Below are 15,851 nucleotides of genomic sequence, written 5' to 3'. Positions count from 1 at the left end.
CATCACTTCAATTTACACGGATTGTGCGTCAGCATGCTCGTAAGCCGGGCTTACAAGGCTGGACAGCGCGGTAAAATTTTGCCGCGCATTCAGAACCGACATTTCCAGTACTTTTGTATTAATCTTGAGACCCAGCGCACTATCGATGGCCTCAATCAGACCGTCGGCATCGAACGCGCCCAGAGGAAGGACCGGCATTCCGAACAACCTGCAGATCGCATCGACCTTGTTGTCGGCCGATATTCCAACAAACCGCTTCTCATACATTGCTGCAAGAACATGACCATGAAACCGCATACCACAATGAAGATCGATGCTTGAGAAAACGTCTGTCAGTATGTCTGCGTCCGCCGCGAGGACGAACTCACGGACAAGAGACCTGCGATCGGCTGGAATGCTCGTTCTGATCACATCAAGCAGATTGTGATCTGACGCGCCATCGTCAGCGTTATGAAACGCGAGAAGCGAGACAGACCAGCCCCGCCCCGCGAGTATCGATACAGCCTCTGCCAGAATCTCGAATTGTTTCTGCGACTCCGCCACGTCATGAAGCAGCCAGGGATTTATCGACAACGCGACGTGGCGAGCGGGCGACACCGGCGGAGGAATTGCATCCCTCGCGCCCAAGCGCAGTTGCGGCTTGAGACCAAACACGAGATCGCCGGTGAGCATCACCCTTCGTCCGGAACCGGCCTTTTCGCATTCAGCATATGCCAAGTTATCTCGAACGGCAAAAAGCTCCGATGTCATAACGATGACTCGCAAGGCGAATCTTCCAAGCGGGGACTTCAATTCGGCAACGCCAACACCCAGCGCCGCGACTTTTAGACCCATTAGCCGGGCTAGCAGGCAAATCAGCGCGAGCAAAACGAGCGGCGCGACTGACTTTCTCTCGTGAAAGAGCGTCCCGCCTCCGAATATGAGCCAGGAACATTTTCGAAAACAGCGGCGATACGCAAGAAGCGTCTCGACTGCGCGCCTGACTTTCCCTTTCGACTGATCGGCAAGGATGTTGTCTACGTTTACTGGCTCTACGGAAGCTTCTATTTTATCGAGGCCCCGAATTGGGCCGCCGCTGCGAACCATAAACCTGGCACCCGGACATATCTCGCAAATGCCCGTGATCGCCGAAAACAGGAGCAGGTCATCGCCCAGGTTTTCCTGCCCGTAATAGCCATACAGGAAAAAGCGATTGGCTAGGTCTCTGGCCATGCGCAGCTATGATTGCGAAAGACCACGGGCAATGATCTCGGCGAAACGAAGATCATCCATGTCATCGATATCAATCGCCTTATATCGCGGGATCTCATAAGCGATCATTTTCCCGTCGATCCGCCCGCCCCGAACGTCAGACCCCGGCACAAAAACAAACGTTCCGGAATCGAAATAGGCAGGAGGCAAATCTTGAGACCGCACGTCCGCCATTCCCGGCTGGGCGGGCTCCAACTGGCCCTCTGCATCGAGGTAGTAAGCCCACTGAACCGGGACGCTAAACCGCGATACGGCGATCACGGTTTGTTTGGACCCTTTTTTTGCAAATAATTCTGCCGCATCGCAAAGATCGCTTGCGTCTATGAGCGGAGCCGTCGGCATCAGAAGGCAAACCGAGTCAAAGCGCCGTCCACGCAAGTCATATTGCTCAAGCGTCCACCGCAGCACAGGCAACAGCGGCGTGTGATCATCCGCAAGTTCTGGCGCTCGCATGAAATCGACGGGATGGCCGCATTCCGCAGCAACCTCTGCGATCCGGCGGCTATCTGTTGAAACGTGGATGACGTCGAAGAGCCCTGAAGCCTCTGCCGCCTTGAGAGAGTAGCTCATCAAAGGCGCACCGAGGAAATCGACGATGTTCTTGTTCGGAATTCGCTTGCTTCCCCCGCGGGCAGGCACAATCGCAATTCTCATTGCCGGGCTGCCTCGTTTGCGGGTGCGGAGAGATTCCACGTCCGTGGGTCGATCAGCGCGCTTTCATCGGTCGCGAGCACATCCATAGGCGGCAAAGCGCTCCCTGCCGGAAGGGAAGAAACAATTTCTTCCAGCTCACTCCGGTCGGTCACCCCCACAATGACAAAATCACATCCACTCTGCTCGATCATGAAGCCAAGGCAGGCAGCGATGCGGGAAATTCCACTCACGCCAAGAAGCTCGTTATAGCGAGCGAACTGACCGTCGAACTGCCTGAAGTAAGCAGGCAGGCTCAATGGCTCGGCCAGCAATACTCCCTGCAAAAAGGCCGACCGCGCATGAACCTGGATTCCCAAATCGCGCATCCTGGCAATGTGGCCGCTAAGCTTGAGCCGCTGGTCAAACAGATTCAAGGGCACCTGAACCACATCGGGGCGAAACAGCTCAAGTGCATGATCGATATCGTCACTGTCATACACCGAGATCCCGATTTGGGAGACTATGCCATCAGCCTTAAGTTGTTGCAGCAACTGGACCAGTTGCTTACCACCCGGCTTGAACAAATCCGCGCATTGATGAGCCAGAAGGGCATCGATTTTCGTGCGGCGCAGCCGCTCAAGTGATCGGAATACGGAGTTTCTTACAAGCTGAATATCGGCAGGCGTAACGGCATCGGCTTTCACAGCCGGGATCTTGGTAACGACTCCAACATCTGCAGGCAGGTATCGGCCCAATACCTCCTCGCTTGTGCCGTAATCAGCAGCCGTATCCACGAGCCTGATACCTGACTGTTGCGCCGCTGAAAGTATCTCCGAGACTTTCTCAGGCGAAATCTTGCCGCGTGCATTTGTCACGCCATACGGAATGCCGAACTGGACGGTACCCAGCATCAGCCGTCCTGCAACCTTCCGCTGCTGATCGGATATAGCCCTCAAATCGGTCACGCTTTTTGAGCCGTCAAGCTCACAAACTCGAAATACTCCGCACCGTCTCTGTAGGTACGCCCTATCCGCTCGCTTAAAATAACATTGAATCCCCGGCTGCGCAGAAGGTGAGCGTACTCTTCCGGAGAAATGAATCTAAAAGGATAGCTATTGCCATAGTAGGGCGATGTCGGCCGCGCGATCCCGTCAAGAGTGCTGTCATCGATCTTGACCGCGGGATGATGCGACTTGAAAGCTTCTGAATTCTTCGATGGCGAATAAGAAAAATACAGCCCGCCCGATTTTGTAACGCGGGCCACTTCGTCTAGACATCGGCCGAATTCCTCTTCGTTAACGCAGTATGTCGAGAATACGTCCACGACGGCGTCAAACATGTCGGCCGAGTAAGGCAAGTCTAAAATGCTTCCTGCTTGCAGCGAGGCAGTTTCGCCCCAGCTCTCAAGCATGATTTCGCACAAACGCAGCGCTTCTGGAGAAAGATCCAGACCGTAAGCATCGAATCCTTCCCTGGCGATCATCCATAGATTTGCTCCGGAACCGCAGCCCAGCTCAAGAAACGTCTTCGACGAACGCTGAGCTTTATCTACTCCGAAGAAATGACGCCCCATGAATCGAAGCAGTTCTTCGTTGGGATATCGGCGCTGCGCCGCAAAGCCCAGGGACGCATAAGCGGAATCGTACCAGCTGCGGACTGTATTCATCTGCTTTAGCTCGGTCGGACCATGATTCAGGGCGTCTCAGTTCAACCTGAGAGAATGGGCCAGCGTATCAACAACCCTGTCAACGTCGCGGTCGGACATCGAGGGAAACAAAGGCAGCGAAAGCGTCGCACCATAGTAGGCATCCGCGCCCGGCAAGCTTACGTCGCCATGCAGTCTCCGATAATAGGGCTGCTGATGGACCGGAATGTAGTGCACCTGCGATCCAATTCCCGACTCTCGCAAGCGAACCATGAGCTGCTTGCGTGCTAGTCCGGCGGCCTTAAAGTCGATGCGCACGGCGTAGAGGTGCCAGGCCGGCATGCATCCTTCAATATGAAGTGGCGGCAACACAGCCGGCGACAAAGGCCCTAGCAACTCGTCATAGCGCACTGCAAGTTCGCGGCGCCTGCCGATGAACGAATTCAGTTTCTTGAGCTGACTGTGAGCTAAGGCGCAATGGATGTCGCTGGCGCGATAGTTGAAGCCGACATCCGGCATTTCGTAGTACCAGGGATTCGGCTGTCCATCCGAATCGAACGCCATACCCTTATTCTGAAACCGGGCGGCATCGCGCGTCATTCCGTGATTTCGAAATTCCAGAAGCTTCCGGTAAACATCGGGATCATTGGTCGTAACAGCCCCGCCCTCGCCCATGGCTATCGTTTTGACTGGATGAAATGAGAAAACCGCCATCGTGCTATGCCGGCACGACCCGACGTTCACGATCTCCTTGCCGTCCAGATATTCTGTCCCCAGCGCATGGCACGCATCTTCAATAACCACGAACCCGGCCTTGTCGGCGAGTTTCGCCAGAGCCGGCATATCTACTGTCTGGCCGGCAAGATGCACCGGCAGCACCGCACGGACTCCATTCGGAGACCGCTCGACCGCCTCCTGCAGCCCGTCAATATTGAGGAGGCCTGTTTGCGGATCTACATCCGAAAATATGACCTCACCGCCCTGATAGCGAACCGCATTGGCTGTCGCCAGAAACGTCATGGGCGGGACAATCGCGCGATCGCTCGCCGACAAACCGGCAGCAGCAGTCGCCATATGAAGCCCCGCCGTTCCGCTTGAACAAGCGACAGCAAATCTGGCGCCTACACGCTCCGCCAACGATGCTTCAAACTTCTCGACAGCGGGGCCGGTCGTCAACCAGTCCCCACGCAACACGTCGGCGACGGCTGAAATGTCATCCTCGTCGATGACGTGACGGCCGTATGGCAGGAATTCAGCAGTCATTGATGGATCTCTTTTGATGAGCTCAGTTCACCCGCTAACCGATCAGCTTGCGAAGCGTGTCGGCATCCAGCCACTGCGTATTATTATCGCTCGCGTAGCGGAAATTTTCCGCAACCGGCTTGGCTGATTCCAAATAAGCGGGACGCGACCAGTATCCGAAACTCGGTTGAATGACGTAGTGATCCGACAACTCGATCGTGTTTCGGGCATCGTCCTCAGTGATCATGACTTCATGTAACTTCTCGCCGGGGCGAATGCCCACCAGTTCGTGCGGCATTCCCGGCGCGATTGCATCGGCCAAGCTGGTAATCTTCATGCTCGGAATCTTCGGGATGAAAATCTCGCCTCCCGACATCCGTCCGATACTTGCAGCAACGAAATCCGCCGCCATCGGCAACGTGATCCAGAACCTCGTCATTCGCGGATCGGTTATCGGCAAGGATTTTGCCCCTTCCGCAACGAGCCGTTGAAAGAACGGGATCACGCTGCCGCGAGATGCCATCACGTTACCATAGCGAACGACGGCGAACCGCGCTCCACCGGAGCCGCTGAGATTGTTCGCGGCAAGGAATATCTTGTCGGATGCCAACTTACTGGCTCCGTAAAGATTTATCGGGCTTGCGGCCTTATCGGTTGACAGCGCAATGACCCGACTGACATCGGACCGCAGAGCGGCGTGGACAATGTACTCTGCGCCGAGCACATTCGTGTGAATGCACTCGAACGGATTGTATTCTGCCGTAGGAACCTGTTTCAGCGCCGCCGCATGAATCACGATGTCGATCCGGCGAAACGCCATTTCAAGCCTGGAACGATCGCGAACATCGCCGATGAAAAACCGAAGAACGCCATTCTTATCGAGTGGCGTTAACTCGTTCTGCATCTCGAACTGCTTCATCTCGTCCCGTGAGAAAATCACGAGCCGCCGAGGAGAAGCGGACTTGAGTAGCCGGCGAATGAAATGTTTTCCAAACGATCCTGTGCCACCGGTAACCAAAACCGACTTCCCGTCGAATTGGCGCCAAGCCTCGCCTGTGCTCGCATCTTGCATGTTATCTACGGAATTCATTCAAACCTCTTGCTTCGCCTGGCGACAGAAAGATGTGCTCTCGCGTTCCCACTACGACGATTCTCGAACCAAAATTATTCACGTTTGGGGTCAGTTTCTTGACTGGCTTTGACCTACCAGCTTTTCGGCAATAGATTTCACCGCATGCCGACTGAGATCGAGGCCACCGGAAATCTTTCCCACTTCAATGGCAAGATCCGCAGGATCCACGTTGACGTCCTTTGAAACCTCGTCAATGACCGGCTGGAGCGCCGAATGAACGAATGATTTTCCTTGGACGAGGTCCGGAAAATCAATGCCGGCCGACAAATCTTCGCTGCGAAACAGAGGGGCAGTCGTGTTTCCTTCGACGAGCGCCGGATAGAAATCCCGCGCCAGCCTGGCCAACGCCATAGGATCGCACGCAATGTCAAATCCGCAGCGATCGAGCGCAATCGCGAGCGCTTCGATCTGTGCGTTGCCGGCCGAGCGTCCCAGCCCGCGCAAAGATGCATCCAAACTCGTGGCGCCCGCATCAATGGCAGCGATAGCGTTCCCAACCGCAAGCTGGAGATTGTTATGACCGTGAAAATTGACCGGCAGATTTGTCTTGTCTCTCACCACCGAGACGTAGTCACGAACCATTGGCGGCGTCATTCCGCCGGCACTGTCCACGATCGAAACGGCGTCGCTCCCCCAGTCTACGAAACGACTGGCATTGTCCCTCAGCCGGGCGAGATCAACGGTATAGGTCTTCATCAGAAACGTCGTGACATGAACATTCAGCCTGGCCGCGTGACGTATGAAATCCTCGCCCGCATCAAAACGGCCAGCGTCAACACCGACACGAATGAAATCGATGCCGTGATCCACCGCGCGGCTGATGTCGTCATTATTCGCGAAAGCCTGCATTGCAAATACGCCGATCTTCGCGCTTTTACGGGCTTCGCGCGCCGCAACGATGTAGTCCTTGTCGCTTGCAGCGGACTTGACGCGCCCCGAAGCCGGCGCGCCCAACCCAAGACCGTGCCCGACCTCGATCCATTCGATACCCGTTTGCTCCAGCCGGGATACGAGCGCCGCGGTATGAGCTGCGGTAAAGCCGAATCCAACCTGGTAGCTCCCATCCCTGAGTGTGCAGTCCACCAATGAAACTTTTTTTGAGTTGTTGGTCATCAACGATCAAGCTTTCCCACTGATACGATCGAGTGAACGCGCCAGGCTTTGGCAACAAGCTGCGACACGCGAGCGGGTCGTTGAGCTATCGACCCAAAGGTTGACAATGCCAGCCTCTATATCTGCAGTGCCCGGATATTTTTCCTCCCATTCGTCATCGAACCGAAAGAAGGGAGGAAGCGCAGGATACCACGAACTGGCATCAAATTTTTCATTTCGCAGAGATGTTAGTGCCGCGTTCCGCCACTGGCGCTGGAGCTTGATATTGAAACGCCACGGCACACCTTCCCGATCCGTGTTCAGAAAGGATACCGGAAGTCCACACAGCCCTTCAGCGTAGCCATCGGCCATCGCGCGCCGGTGATCTATTTCTCGGTCCATCTGGTCAAGCTGATGCTCAATACGCTCAACCAGAGGATCGTCAAGCCGATAGACGTACATTTGCGGGAAGACTGCACCCAGCGCGCCTATCAGCGTGCGAAGCCTTGTTTGCTGCTCCGCCAGCGGCGCCAGCGCATAATACGCTTTTCGATAATCATCAGACCATGACGCGCTTTCCGGGTGCTGACCCGGGAGATCTCGCGAAGCCGACCTTATTTCGTTCGCTAGCGCGTCATCGTCCGTGAGCAGCGCCCCACCCCCGCCAGCATCGAGAATCTTCGTGTGACCGAAACTCAGAATGGCCACGTCTCCGAAAGCACCGGCCATCCGGCCTTCGGTCGTTGCGCCAAACGCCTGCGCAACGTCCTCGATAAGCAACACATCAAACGCTGAACAGATCGCCTTGATCTGTTTGATCTTTGCAGGCTGGCCATAGAGATGAGCGAGCAACACCGCTCTGATGCTGGAATTCGAGGCAAGCAGTCGTTCAAGCTTCTCTGGCGACAGATTGCCTGTGGCTCGCTCGACATCACAGAACTCGAGCTGAAATCCGGCGAGTTGAGCGACAAACGCCGGACTGAGACATAGAGTGGCTGGAAGGACCAGAACATTTCTCTTTGCATCTCTTATGGTACGGAACAGGAGCCAAAGCGCCGTTGCCCCACGGCCCACCGCAATGCAATGCTTACGGCCGATCAGAGCCGCGAGCCGATTCTCCAGATGAGCCGCGCTAGCCATCAATCCGCGTCTCGATCTGGCGGCCAAGATCGCTCATCGTCACGAACTGGACACTCCTGCCGGCCATTTGAGCGCGAGAAATGATCGCGAGGACATTCGCCACCAATCCCTCGATCGCATACGACAACAAACCATGAGGCTTGGCTGGCCGACACTCCGCCAGAATCGCACTCGGATGCGTTACCGCGACCAGATGGGGTGCATTCTTCACGAGATCGGATAGACCCACATCGAGTGAAGCCGGGTGAAACGACAAATCCAGATAACGCAGGATCGGCTGTTCGTCGTATTCGGCCTTGACCTGAAGCATGGACATCGGAACTTCAAGTATCGGGTACTCAGGCTTTCCTGGAACGCGATGATCGGCCTGCGACGGCCGATAGCCGTCCGGCGGCGTTGGAAGCCAGTCTATCAGCCTCTGATCGTCCACTCTGCGACGGCCGGCCATCGCGGTCGCGTCATATCTGATGCCGAGTTGCGACAGCGATCGCATAATGCATGAGGAACCGTACGCCTCACCGATGCGAGAACATGCGACCTCATAGCCCATTTTGCGCATGTCGGTGACAGACCACTTCAGGGCTTCGTCCAAAGCGGCCTCGTCCGTCTCTTGAATCCAGTTGTTCTCGATCCGGCGATAGAGGTGTGGATGCCATGAAATCTCATCCCCTCGCTTCTGAGCATCCCGGAAGATCGCATCATACTGTTCAAGCAAATGCCCCGGCCGGCCGTAGATGTCCGCAATCTGGTTATCGACCCGGACAAACCACGTGCATGGCGGGGCAACGCCGCGAAATGCCGGGATTCCTTCGAGCGCTTCGTGAATTCTGCGAATGCCAAGAGTTATGCAAAGCCACGTCAATCGATTGCGATGACTCTCTGGATCAATCGAGGCATCGAAGACGTCTGGATCCAGATCAAAGGTCAGAGCAATAGGCAAAGGCCTTGTCACTGCGTCACCTCAGGCTCAATCGAGATTCTCAAGTTGGAAAGTGCGCGCGATAGCGCGCTGCGCGCTTCGGCCATGGTCTCACCCTTTGCGCAGACAGCGGCAATGCGATCCGCTCCAGAGCGCAAAGGTCCAACCACATCTCCAATCTTGCAAAACACCTCGGAAAAGATCAGCCCGGGGTCAGTAGCGAGCAATTCCATACCTTCAATTGCCTGCACACGGCCGGCAGGAGCTCGTGGAAAATCGAGAACAGCCGCTTTTGGCGAACCGGCCCGAACGTCCGGGCGATCGCCCAGACACAGGGCAACCTGTGCCTTTACGGTATCGACGCCACTGATCCACGGCATGATCTGAGTAAAGACGTGGAAACCCGCGCCTCGCGCTGCGATCTCAACCATTTTAGGCCCTTCACGCGTCACAATGAGTTCAGCGTGGATCGGCGCATTGCGAATTCCCAAGGCTCGCGCTGCTCTGGTTGCAACGTCTACAATTGCGCTGCATTCTGACGCGGATCGCTGTGCGGGAAAGATGACAGACGTGTCGAGAAGCGCCGGCGGCTTGGTCCGAATTTTGTCGCTGACGCAAAACAGCTGAAAGTCGTCACCGACCATGAAGCCGTCAACAGCGACTTCCGGTCCTTCGAGAAACGTCTCGACCAGCACATCTTCCCCGCTGGCGACAGTGCTCGCGACCGAAAACGCGCCCGAAACATCTTCCGGCGCCTGCACAAAGGAAACCCCGCGGGATCCTGCACTATTTGCCGGCTTCACGACGACTTTTGGCCCCAATACCAGATAGGCCTCGCTGGCGTCATCGATCGAGCCGCAAGAACGAAACAGAGTGGATGGAACACCGACTTCACTGAAAATTTCGCGCATCGCGCGCTTATCCGTCGCTTTGCAGGCGGCCGAGAAAGGCAATCCCGGAAGCCCGAATTTCTCGGCAATGAATGACGCGCTGCGCACACCGGCCTCGGTCGCGAGAGCAAGCACGCCATCAAAATTGCACTTCCTGGCAACCTCGAAGCACGCGTCAACATCCTTGATATTCACGACATGTGATTCATCGGCGAAAGCGAAACCTGGCGCATTTGCATCACCATCCAGCGCAATAATCCGATGACCTCGCGCCTTGGCATTGTGAATTCCCGGAAGCTGGTGCTGGCCTGCTCCGACGAACATGATGGCTTTCCGCGCAGACACTTTCGACAATCACTTCACAGCAAGGGCGTACAAAAAGTCGACATTGGCGCGAGCGTGCTTCTCGATCACCCGGCCGGTCTCGACTAAGCGAAACTTCTCGCCGAGAAGCTATCCAAGTTGCGCCTCATTCTCGAAGTAAGCCATCACCTGCCCACGGCGAAAATCATCCGCCGTGATCTCGAAGCGGTTGGGCCCGAGGTGTTTTGCATCCACCCGAATATAATGCTCGGGCCCTGCACTGACGACGAAAAGCCGCCCCTCGTCATCAAGAACGCGATGATACTCTTCAATTACCGCTCGCAGACCGGCCTGGTCATTCTCGTAGTGAATGACATTGATCGACAACACGATGTCAAAGCTCTTGTCGCCATGCCCCAGGTTGCGGTTGCTACCGACACGAATGTCCGCATCAATGCCCTGCTGCGCGGCACAGCGATTTGCGATGCCGACCATGTCCTCGTTGATCTCTACTCCAAAGCAACGGGCACCCCGGTCATGGAACGGGACCAGATTGTTTACGTACATCACCCCGATGTCGAGGACGCGCGTCGCGCTCGTAATTTGCGGCGGATTTTCCGAATAAGTCGCAGAGAACAACGACCGCAGCATCAACTCGCTGGGATGATGCCTAACAAACTTGCTAAACTCGTCTGGAATACCTAGGTTTTTCGTGTTCCAGGCAGCCGACTTCTCACTCATCTACGTATCTCCGAACGAAGCATCGTCGCAATGCAGAACATCAACGGCCGACAAGGTGCTTCCTTTGTGCAGCTTATTGCGGACGGCAGCGCCACATATGGATACGGGCACATCAGCCGGAGCCGCGAGGTGGCTGATGCATTCTCTGAAAGCGGCTTCGAAGTTGAATACATCAATCTGCTCGAACGCCCGTCGGCGCAATTAACGGATCACGGCAGGTCCGGACTAACCGTGATCGATCTACCCTACCCGGACGACACCTGGCTCAATTCGGCGCGGCAAAGAGGCAACAAGGTGATTGGGTTGGACTACCTTGGACAGGGCAGCCCGGACTGCCTCATCCGCATGAATCAGCCTCTAACCGAAATCCCCTGCGCCCGCCTTCTTTTCGGGCTGGAGTATGCGATAATTCGAAAGTCCATCCGCAACGCGACGGCATCGCGGGGGGACTACGTTCTCGTCAGCATTGGCGGAGCCGACGTCGGAAATCACGGTCTTGCAACCGCAGCCACCTTGAGCGCCTTGGGTCTTAAGGCAATTCTGGTACGCGGCCCACTCTCCGGACGCGTCGAGAACACCTTTACGAACGTCACCGTCGTCGAAAGCCCGCCCGACTTTCCCGGATTGCTTGCCCGAAGCTCATGGGTGGTGAGCAATGGCGGCACAACCATGGTTGAAGCCATGAGCTTGGGAAAAGCCGTTCACGTCATCGCGCAAACGTCCGAAGAAGAGCGTTTTGCACGACCGCTCCACAACTCCGGCCTACTCTTGGGAGTTGGTTCGCACCACCTGCGAGCCCCTACCGAAGACGAAATCACCTCGACAGGATTTCGCGCCCAAAATGCAGTCGATGCCCGCGGAAGCGAAAGAATTGTAAAACTGGGACAGCAGCTTCTGGGACAAGACCAAGTCCCATCATGAAGCCTGAACCATATCCCAGCTGATAGGTTCACCAAAAGCGATGTCCCGAGAGGCGTGTCCTCCCAGAATTTTCGGCAGATACTTGGGCGCTATGCCGTTGCCGGGCCGGATGGATCGCACGTTCTCCGCCGAAAACATCTCACCTTTGGCGATAGACTTGACCGCGTAAAGCGATCGCCGGTGCATAATGCTGCCCTTCTCGCTCCCCAGCAGATCGTAGTTCACCCTTCCAACCGCCGCCCATGCGGCCTTGCATTCGTGAACGAGGTTGCGGAATTCGTCTTGCTCCAGCGAAAATTCGGCGTCGTGTCCACCGTCAGCGCGACTTACGGTGAAATGCTTCTCTATGATGGAGCCACCCAGAACAACCGACGCAACCGACGCTCCGATACCAGGCGTATGATCCGACAAGCCCGCGATACAGTCGAACGCCGAAGCCAGGTGGGGCACAGTCGCAACATTCGCGTCTTCAATTTTTGCAGGATAGGCACTGACACAGTGCAGGAGTGCGATCTGAGTCGCACCGGCCTCGCGCGCAGCCGATACCGCTTCTCCAATCTCTCCAAGATTGGCCATGCCTGTAGAGATGATCATCGGCTTCCCGCGCTGCGCGACGTAACGAATCAGCGGAAGGTCATTGACTTCGAATGAAGCGATCTTGTACGCCGGCGCATCGAGTGACGCGAGAAGGTCCACCGCTGTACGGTCGAAGGGCGACGAAAAGAGCGTGACATTGCGTTTGCGCGCCCGCTCGAAAAGCGCGGGATGCCATTCGAACGGTGTATAGGCTTCCTTGTATAAGTCGTAGAGCCGATATCCGTCCCACAATCCGCCACGAATCAGAAATTCGGGCCTGTCAGAATCAATCGTGATCGTATCCGGCGTGTAGGACTGTATCTTGATGGCATCGGCGCCAGTATCCGCGGCAGCATCGATCAGCATTAAGCAACGCTCGATATCCAGCTTATGGTTCGCCGAAATCTCAGCAATCACATAGGGTGGAAAGCCCGGGCCGATCTTGCGCCCGGCAATTTCTATCACTGAGTTGTTCATGGTCTACGAACTGCGACTGCCAGTGGAGGCTATATTCAGACGTGACTGCCGCGGCACTTGGATTCGCGCGGGCATGGGGTGCTGGGGCACACCCCGTCACAGCCGGCGTACTTGCGAAACACCGGGCGTGCAGCGCCACCAACCAGAAGCTCGTTCACGCCATGCTGTAGCGCGTAGCCATAAACAAAGCAGGCCTCGTCAAAAGCCTCGAGTATCCTGGCGAGGTCTTCTTCGGTGTGCGTAAAGCAGGCAACATAAAAACCCTGAAACAATACGCCACGGCCGATCATTTCCTGCATCAGCAACATGCGATGGGAGGGTGAAACGTTTCCGCTCGCATCTTTACACGCGAGTGACACACGCCAGGGCGACGCAAGAACAGTAATCGCGTCTGACAACAAATGACGTGCAACGATTTCGCGCATTCCGGCCGCCACCTGAGCAACGAGATCACGGTGCCGACCGATAACGTTGTGCTGCGCATACTCGGCAATGACCGCGCGAGCGGCGGCAAGCGTGTGCGCTTCGCCGCCATGGGTGGAAGAAAGCAGAAAGACCCTCGGCCTTTCGGTCTGCTTGATCCCGCCAAGCTCCATAATGTCGGCGCGGCCGGTCAACGCGCAAAAGGAAAAGCCGTTGCCGATCGCCTTCCCCCACGTAGCAAGATCTGGCTTTAGGCCGATCTCCGTATAGGAACCAGGCAGGCCAGCACGAAAGCCGGTAACCATCTCATCAACGATGAAAACGGCGCCATTCGACTTGGTAATTTGCTCGATGCTCCTGATCGCATCTGGCGACGACGGAACCGCTTCTTCGGGTTCAGTTATGACGCACGCGATTTGTCCGGGATATTGTTCAAATAACCGGCGCAAGATTTCCGGGTTTCCGGAGTCGTACGTCACCGAGAACTGCCGGACGCCATCGGGGATGCCGGCGCGGACAGATGTCGCGCCAATGAACCAGTCATCGAAGCTGTAGAAAGGATGGTTGCCGGGAAACGCAACCAGTTCTCTCTGGGTGAAAGCGCGCGCGAGTTTCACCGCAGCGGTTGTGACATTCGACCCGTTCTTCGCAAACTTGATCCTGTCCATCCCGGGCGTAAGCGCAAGGAAGGCCTCGGCAACCTCCAGTTCGATCGATGCCGGCCGCTGGAATGCCGCCCCTCTTTCCAGTTGTTCGCGAACAGCTCCGACAACCGGCTCATAAGCATGTCCGAGGCTCACCGCGCCAAGCCCGAGAGCACAGTCGACATATTCATTGTTGTCGACGTCCCAGACGCGCCCGTGCTTGCCTCGCGCAATAGCCGCGGGTGCCAGCACGGGAAACTGGTCATCGCCCTTGGAATAGGTATGCGCGCCCCCGACGATGACCTTATGCACCGCCGCCCGATAGCGGTCCGACCGGGCAAAGTTCGTCACTGTTCGAAGCGGCAAATTGGTCATTGAGCATCCAATGGACGATATTTGCTTGGAAAATTGCTACCGCAGTCGAGGTGAAAATCACCCGACTTCCGGTCAACCGAAGGGCATTGAACTCGTCTTGCCGAAAGCCCGATCAAGCCGGTTCCCGAAAGACCATGGGGTGCCTAACCCCATGTTTTCTGGCATTTATCGGCGTTTACAGCCAAAAATCCATAGACGCCCTATAGCATGTTCATGCTATGAACGTCAATCAAGACGCCGGACGTCTGGACGCTATAAAGCAAACACAAAACCGGCAGGAGCCCTGCCTCACGGCCACCATCTTGCGGGAAACCGGGAATGCTACGCTGATGAAAGTTGACCCCCTGGACGACCAGGACTTTGCCAAGTGGGACGCGTTTGCTGCGCGGTCTCCCGACGCCTGGTTTTGGCACACCAGTCACTGGATGAACTATACCCGCGCTTACGCGGGCAAAAGCTTTCAGCGCAATCTGTCTTTCTGGGTCACACGAGGCGGCGCGAAACTCGCCATCGTTCCCTGTTTTCTGGAGATCGGCCCTGCCGTTCTATCGCTCTATCACGATGACGTTGATGGATCGGATCGGACCCGCTTGACTTACGCCGGCGTCCCGCTGCCCGCCCCCGCCTTAAGCGATGATTTGAACGCTCAAGGCCGCTGGGAAGTTCTGGAGTTTATCGTCTCACATCTGAAACAGCTCGCATCCGATCATGGCGTCGAAACATTTCAGCTGATTTCTCCAGCCCTGGCGCCCGGATTTCTCGGGTCTTCCCTGCCTGTTGCCAATCCGTTTTCCCGATTTGGCGCGCTCGACATCTCGCGCGCGACTCAGATCATCGACCTCAGGACGGACGCCGCGAAACTCTGGACCGCAGTGAGGCATGGCCATCAATACGACATCCGCCGAGGCGAAAGGGCCCTTACGGTCAAGATCTGGCATGGCAACGAAATGCCAGCCTCGATTTTTGAGGAATACCGGGCTTTGCATGCCAAGGATGCCGGCCGCGTCACGCGATCAGAAGAAACGTTTCTGATGATGCGCGACTGGATTCATCGCGGGGAAGGCGCTCTGGCGCAGGTCATGAAAGGCGACCAATCGGTCGGGTTCATCCTGCTCATCATTTATCGAAACGGAGCATTCTATGCATCCGGCTGCCGTGATCCCGATGACATGAAGCTACCCGTTTTCCATGTCGCACAGTGGCAGCTCATCCAGTGGCTGAAGCAGAATGATGTCTGGTTCTACGACATTGGCGTTCAGCAATTTTCCAAACAATGGTATGACAATCCAAGCTCCAAACACATGAACATTTCGAAGTTCAAACGTGGCTTTGGCGGAACCACCGTTCCCCTTCACGCCAGCGAATTTCATCTGACTGAGGCTGGTCTGCGCAATGCCATCTCCTATCGCCTCGACAAGACGTATGGCTCAACCTGACCGGCGTTCAG

15 protein-coding genes are annotated in these 15,851 nt (G+C 56.1%); 2 read left to right on the top strand and 13 right to left on the bottom strand.

The features are described from left to right. Positions 1 to 12: 12 nt before the first annotated feature. The 11 genes from HNQ36_RS20600 to HNQ36_RS20550 form a co-directional block, all read right to left on the bottom strand. Entirely contained in the window at positions 13 to 1,212 is a 1,200-nt protein-coding gene (locus tag HNQ36_RS20600) for a polysaccharide pyruvyl transferase family protein (protein ID WP_184088175.1), read from the bottom strand. 6 nt (positions 1,213 to 1,218) lie between these two features. After that, the gene (locus HNQ36_RS20595) at positions 1,219 to 1,905 is read right to left on the bottom strand and encodes an acylneuraminate cytidylyltransferase family protein (protein ID WP_184088173.1); all 687 of its coding nucleotides are present in this window, start codon (positions 1,903 to 1,905) and stop codon (positions 1,219 to 1,221) included. Then, positions 1,902 to 2,795, bottom strand: coding sequence for an aldo/keto reductase (locus tag HNQ36_RS20590; protein ID WP_184088171.1), 894 nt, complete (start codon positions 2,793 to 2,795; stop codon positions 1,902 to 1,904). The genes HNQ36_RS20595 and HNQ36_RS20590 overlap by 4 nt, the downstream gene beginning before the upstream one ends. A 50-nt stretch (positions 2,796 to 2,845) precedes the next feature. Then, complete coding sequence (locus HNQ36_RS20585) at positions 2,846 to 3,550, bottom strand: class I SAM-dependent methyltransferase (RefSeq protein ID WP_184088169.1); 705 nt, start codon at positions 3,548 to 3,550, stop codon at positions 2,846 to 2,848. A gap of 36 nt (positions 3,551 to 3,586) precedes the next feature. Then, positions 3,587 to 4,792, bottom strand: coding sequence for a UDP-4-amino-4,6-dideoxy-N-acetyl-beta-L-altrosamine transaminase (gene pseC / locus HNQ36_RS20580; protein ID WP_184088167.1), 1,206 nt, complete (start codon positions 4,790 to 4,792; stop codon positions 3,587 to 3,589). 34 nt (positions 4,793 to 4,826) lie between these two features. After that, positions 4,827 to 5,843, bottom strand: a complete 1,017-nt coding sequence (gene pseB, locus HNQ36_RS20575) for a UDP-N-acetylglucosamine 4,6-dehydratase (inverting) (RefSeq protein ID WP_430641392.1) — start codon at positions 5,841 to 5,843, stop codon at positions 4,827 to 4,829. Positions 5,844 to 5,951: 108 nt separating this feature from the next. Continuing rightward, positions 5,952 to 7,016 (bottom strand): beta/alpha barrel domain-containing protein, encoded by a 1,065-nt coding sequence (locus HNQ36_RS20570; RefSeq protein ID WP_184088156.1) that lies wholly within the window; start codon positions 7,014 to 7,016, stop codon positions 5,952 to 5,954. Between the two features lie 6 nt (positions 7,017 to 7,022). Then, positions 7,023 to 8,162 (bottom strand): DegT/DnrJ/EryC1/StrS family aminotransferase, encoded by a 1,140-nt coding sequence (locus HNQ36_RS20565; protein ID WP_184088154.1) that lies wholly within the window; start codon positions 8,160 to 8,162, stop codon positions 7,023 to 7,025. After that, entirely contained in the window at positions 8,128 to 9,087 is a 960-nt protein-coding gene (locus tag HNQ36_RS20560) for a polysaccharide deacetylase family protein (protein WP_184088152.1), read from the bottom strand. The genes HNQ36_RS20565 and HNQ36_RS20560 overlap by 35 nt, the downstream gene beginning before the upstream one ends. Further along, positions 9,084 to 10,268, bottom strand: a complete 1,185-nt coding sequence (locus tag HNQ36_RS20555) for an ATP-grasp domain-containing protein (protein WP_184088150.1) — start codon at positions 10,266 to 10,268, stop codon at positions 9,084 to 9,086. The genes HNQ36_RS20560 and HNQ36_RS20555 overlap by 4 nt, the downstream gene beginning before the upstream one ends. Positions 10,269 to 10,397: 129 nt before the next feature. Then, on the bottom strand, positions 10,398 to 10,988 hold the full coding sequence (locus tag HNQ36_RS20550) for a class I SAM-dependent methyltransferase (protein WP_184088148.1): 591 nt from the start codon (positions 10,986 to 10,988) through the stop codon (positions 10,398 to 10,400). 30 nt (positions 10,989 to 11,018) lie between these two features. Here HNQ36_RS20550 and HNQ36_RS20545 point away from each other — a divergent pair, with 30 nt between their 5' ends. Continuing rightward, positions 11,019 to 11,909 carry a hypothetical protein gene (locus tag HNQ36_RS20545; RefSeq protein ID WP_184088146.1) on the top strand — a complete coding sequence of 297 codons (891 nt, stop codon included), beginning with the start codon at positions 11,019 to 11,021 and terminating at the stop codon, positions 11,907 to 11,909. Here HNQ36_RS20545 and pseI read toward each other — a convergent pair. Both pseI and HNQ36_RS20535 read right to left on the bottom strand, forming a co-directional pair. Next, a complete protein-coding gene (pseI, locus tag HNQ36_RS20540) occupies positions 11,904 to 12,962 on the bottom strand; it encodes a pseudaminic acid synthase (protein WP_184088144.1) in 1,059 nt (352 codons plus the stop codon). The genes HNQ36_RS20545 and pseI overlap by 6 nt on opposite strands. A 35-nt stretch (positions 12,963 to 12,997) precedes the next feature. Beyond that, positions 12,998 to 14,404, bottom strand: coding sequence for a glutamate-1-semialdehyde 2,1-aminomutase (locus tag HNQ36_RS20535; protein ID WP_184088142.1), 1,407 nt, complete (start codon positions 14,402 to 14,404; stop codon positions 12,998 to 13,000). A gap of 218 nt (positions 14,405 to 14,622) precedes the next feature. On the opposite strand from HNQ36_RS20535, the gene HNQ36_RS20530 reads away from it, so the two are divergent. Further along, a complete protein-coding gene (locus HNQ36_RS20530; protein WP_184088140.1) occupies positions 14,623 to 15,840 on the top strand; it encodes a GNAT family N-acetyltransferase in 1,218 nt (405 codons plus the stop codon). Positions 15,841 to 15,851 lie beyond the last annotated feature (11 nt).

Origin of the sequence: Afipia massiliensis (assembly GCF_014203115.1) — a bacterium.
GTDB classification, from domain to species: domain Bacteria; phylum Pseudomonadota; class Alphaproteobacteria; order Rhizobiales; family Xanthobacteraceae; genus Afipia; species Afipia massiliensis.
This window is presented reverse-complemented; position numbering and strand designations above follow the sequence as displayed.

Excerpts from the sequence above, each read along its gene's own strand:
- HNQ36_RS20570 (WP_184088156.1), bottom strand. The coding sequence starts at position 7,016 with ATGACCAACAACTCAAAAAAAGTTTCATTGGTGGACTGCACACTCAGG.
- HNQ36_RS20600 (WP_184088175.1), bottom strand. The coding sequence starts at position 1,212 with ATGGCCAGAGACCTAGCCAATCGCTTTTTCCTGTATGGCTATTACGGG.
- pseB (WP_430641392.1), bottom strand. The coding sequence starts at position 5,843 with ATGCAAGATGCGAGCACAGGCGAGGCTTGGCGCCAATTCGACGGGAAG.
- HNQ36_RS20530 (WP_184088140.1), top strand. The coding sequence starts at position 14,623 with ATGAACGTCAATCAAGACGCCGGACGTCTGGACGCTATAAAGCAAACA.
- pseI (WP_184088144.1), bottom strand. The coding sequence starts at position 12,962 with ATGAACAACTCAGTGATAGAAATTGCCGGGCGCAAGATCGGCCCGGGC.
- HNQ36_RS20535 (WP_184088142.1), bottom strand. The coding sequence starts at position 14,404 with ATGACCAATTTGCCGCTTCGAACAGTGACGAACTTTGCCCGGTCGGAC.
- HNQ36_RS20545 (WP_184088146.1), top strand. The coding sequence starts at position 11,019 with ATGCAGAACATCAACGGCCGACAAGGTGCTTCCTTTGTGCAGCTTATT.
- HNQ36_RS20550 (WP_184088148.1), bottom strand. The coding sequence starts at position 10,988 with ATGAGTGAGAAGTCGGCTGCCTGGAACACGAAAAACCTAGGTATTCCA.
- HNQ36_RS20595 (WP_184088173.1), bottom strand. The coding sequence starts at position 1,905 with ATGAGAATTGCGATTGTGCCTGCCCGCGGGGGAAGCAAGCGAATTCCG.
- pseC (WP_184088167.1), bottom strand. The coding sequence starts at position 4,792 with ATGACTGCTGAATTCCTGCCATACGGCCGTCACGTCATCGACGAGGAT.
- HNQ36_RS20590 (WP_184088171.1), bottom strand. The coding sequence starts at position 2,795 with ATGCTGGGTACCGTCCAGTTCGGCATTCCGTATGGCGTGACAAATGCA.
- HNQ36_RS20555 (WP_184088150.1), bottom strand. The coding sequence starts at position 10,268 with ATGTTCGTCGGAGCAGGCCAGCACCAGCTTCCGGGAATTCACAATGCC.
- HNQ36_RS20585 (WP_184088169.1), bottom strand. The coding sequence starts at position 3,550 with ATGAATACAGTCCGCAGCTGGTACGATTCCGCTTATGCGTCCCTGGGC.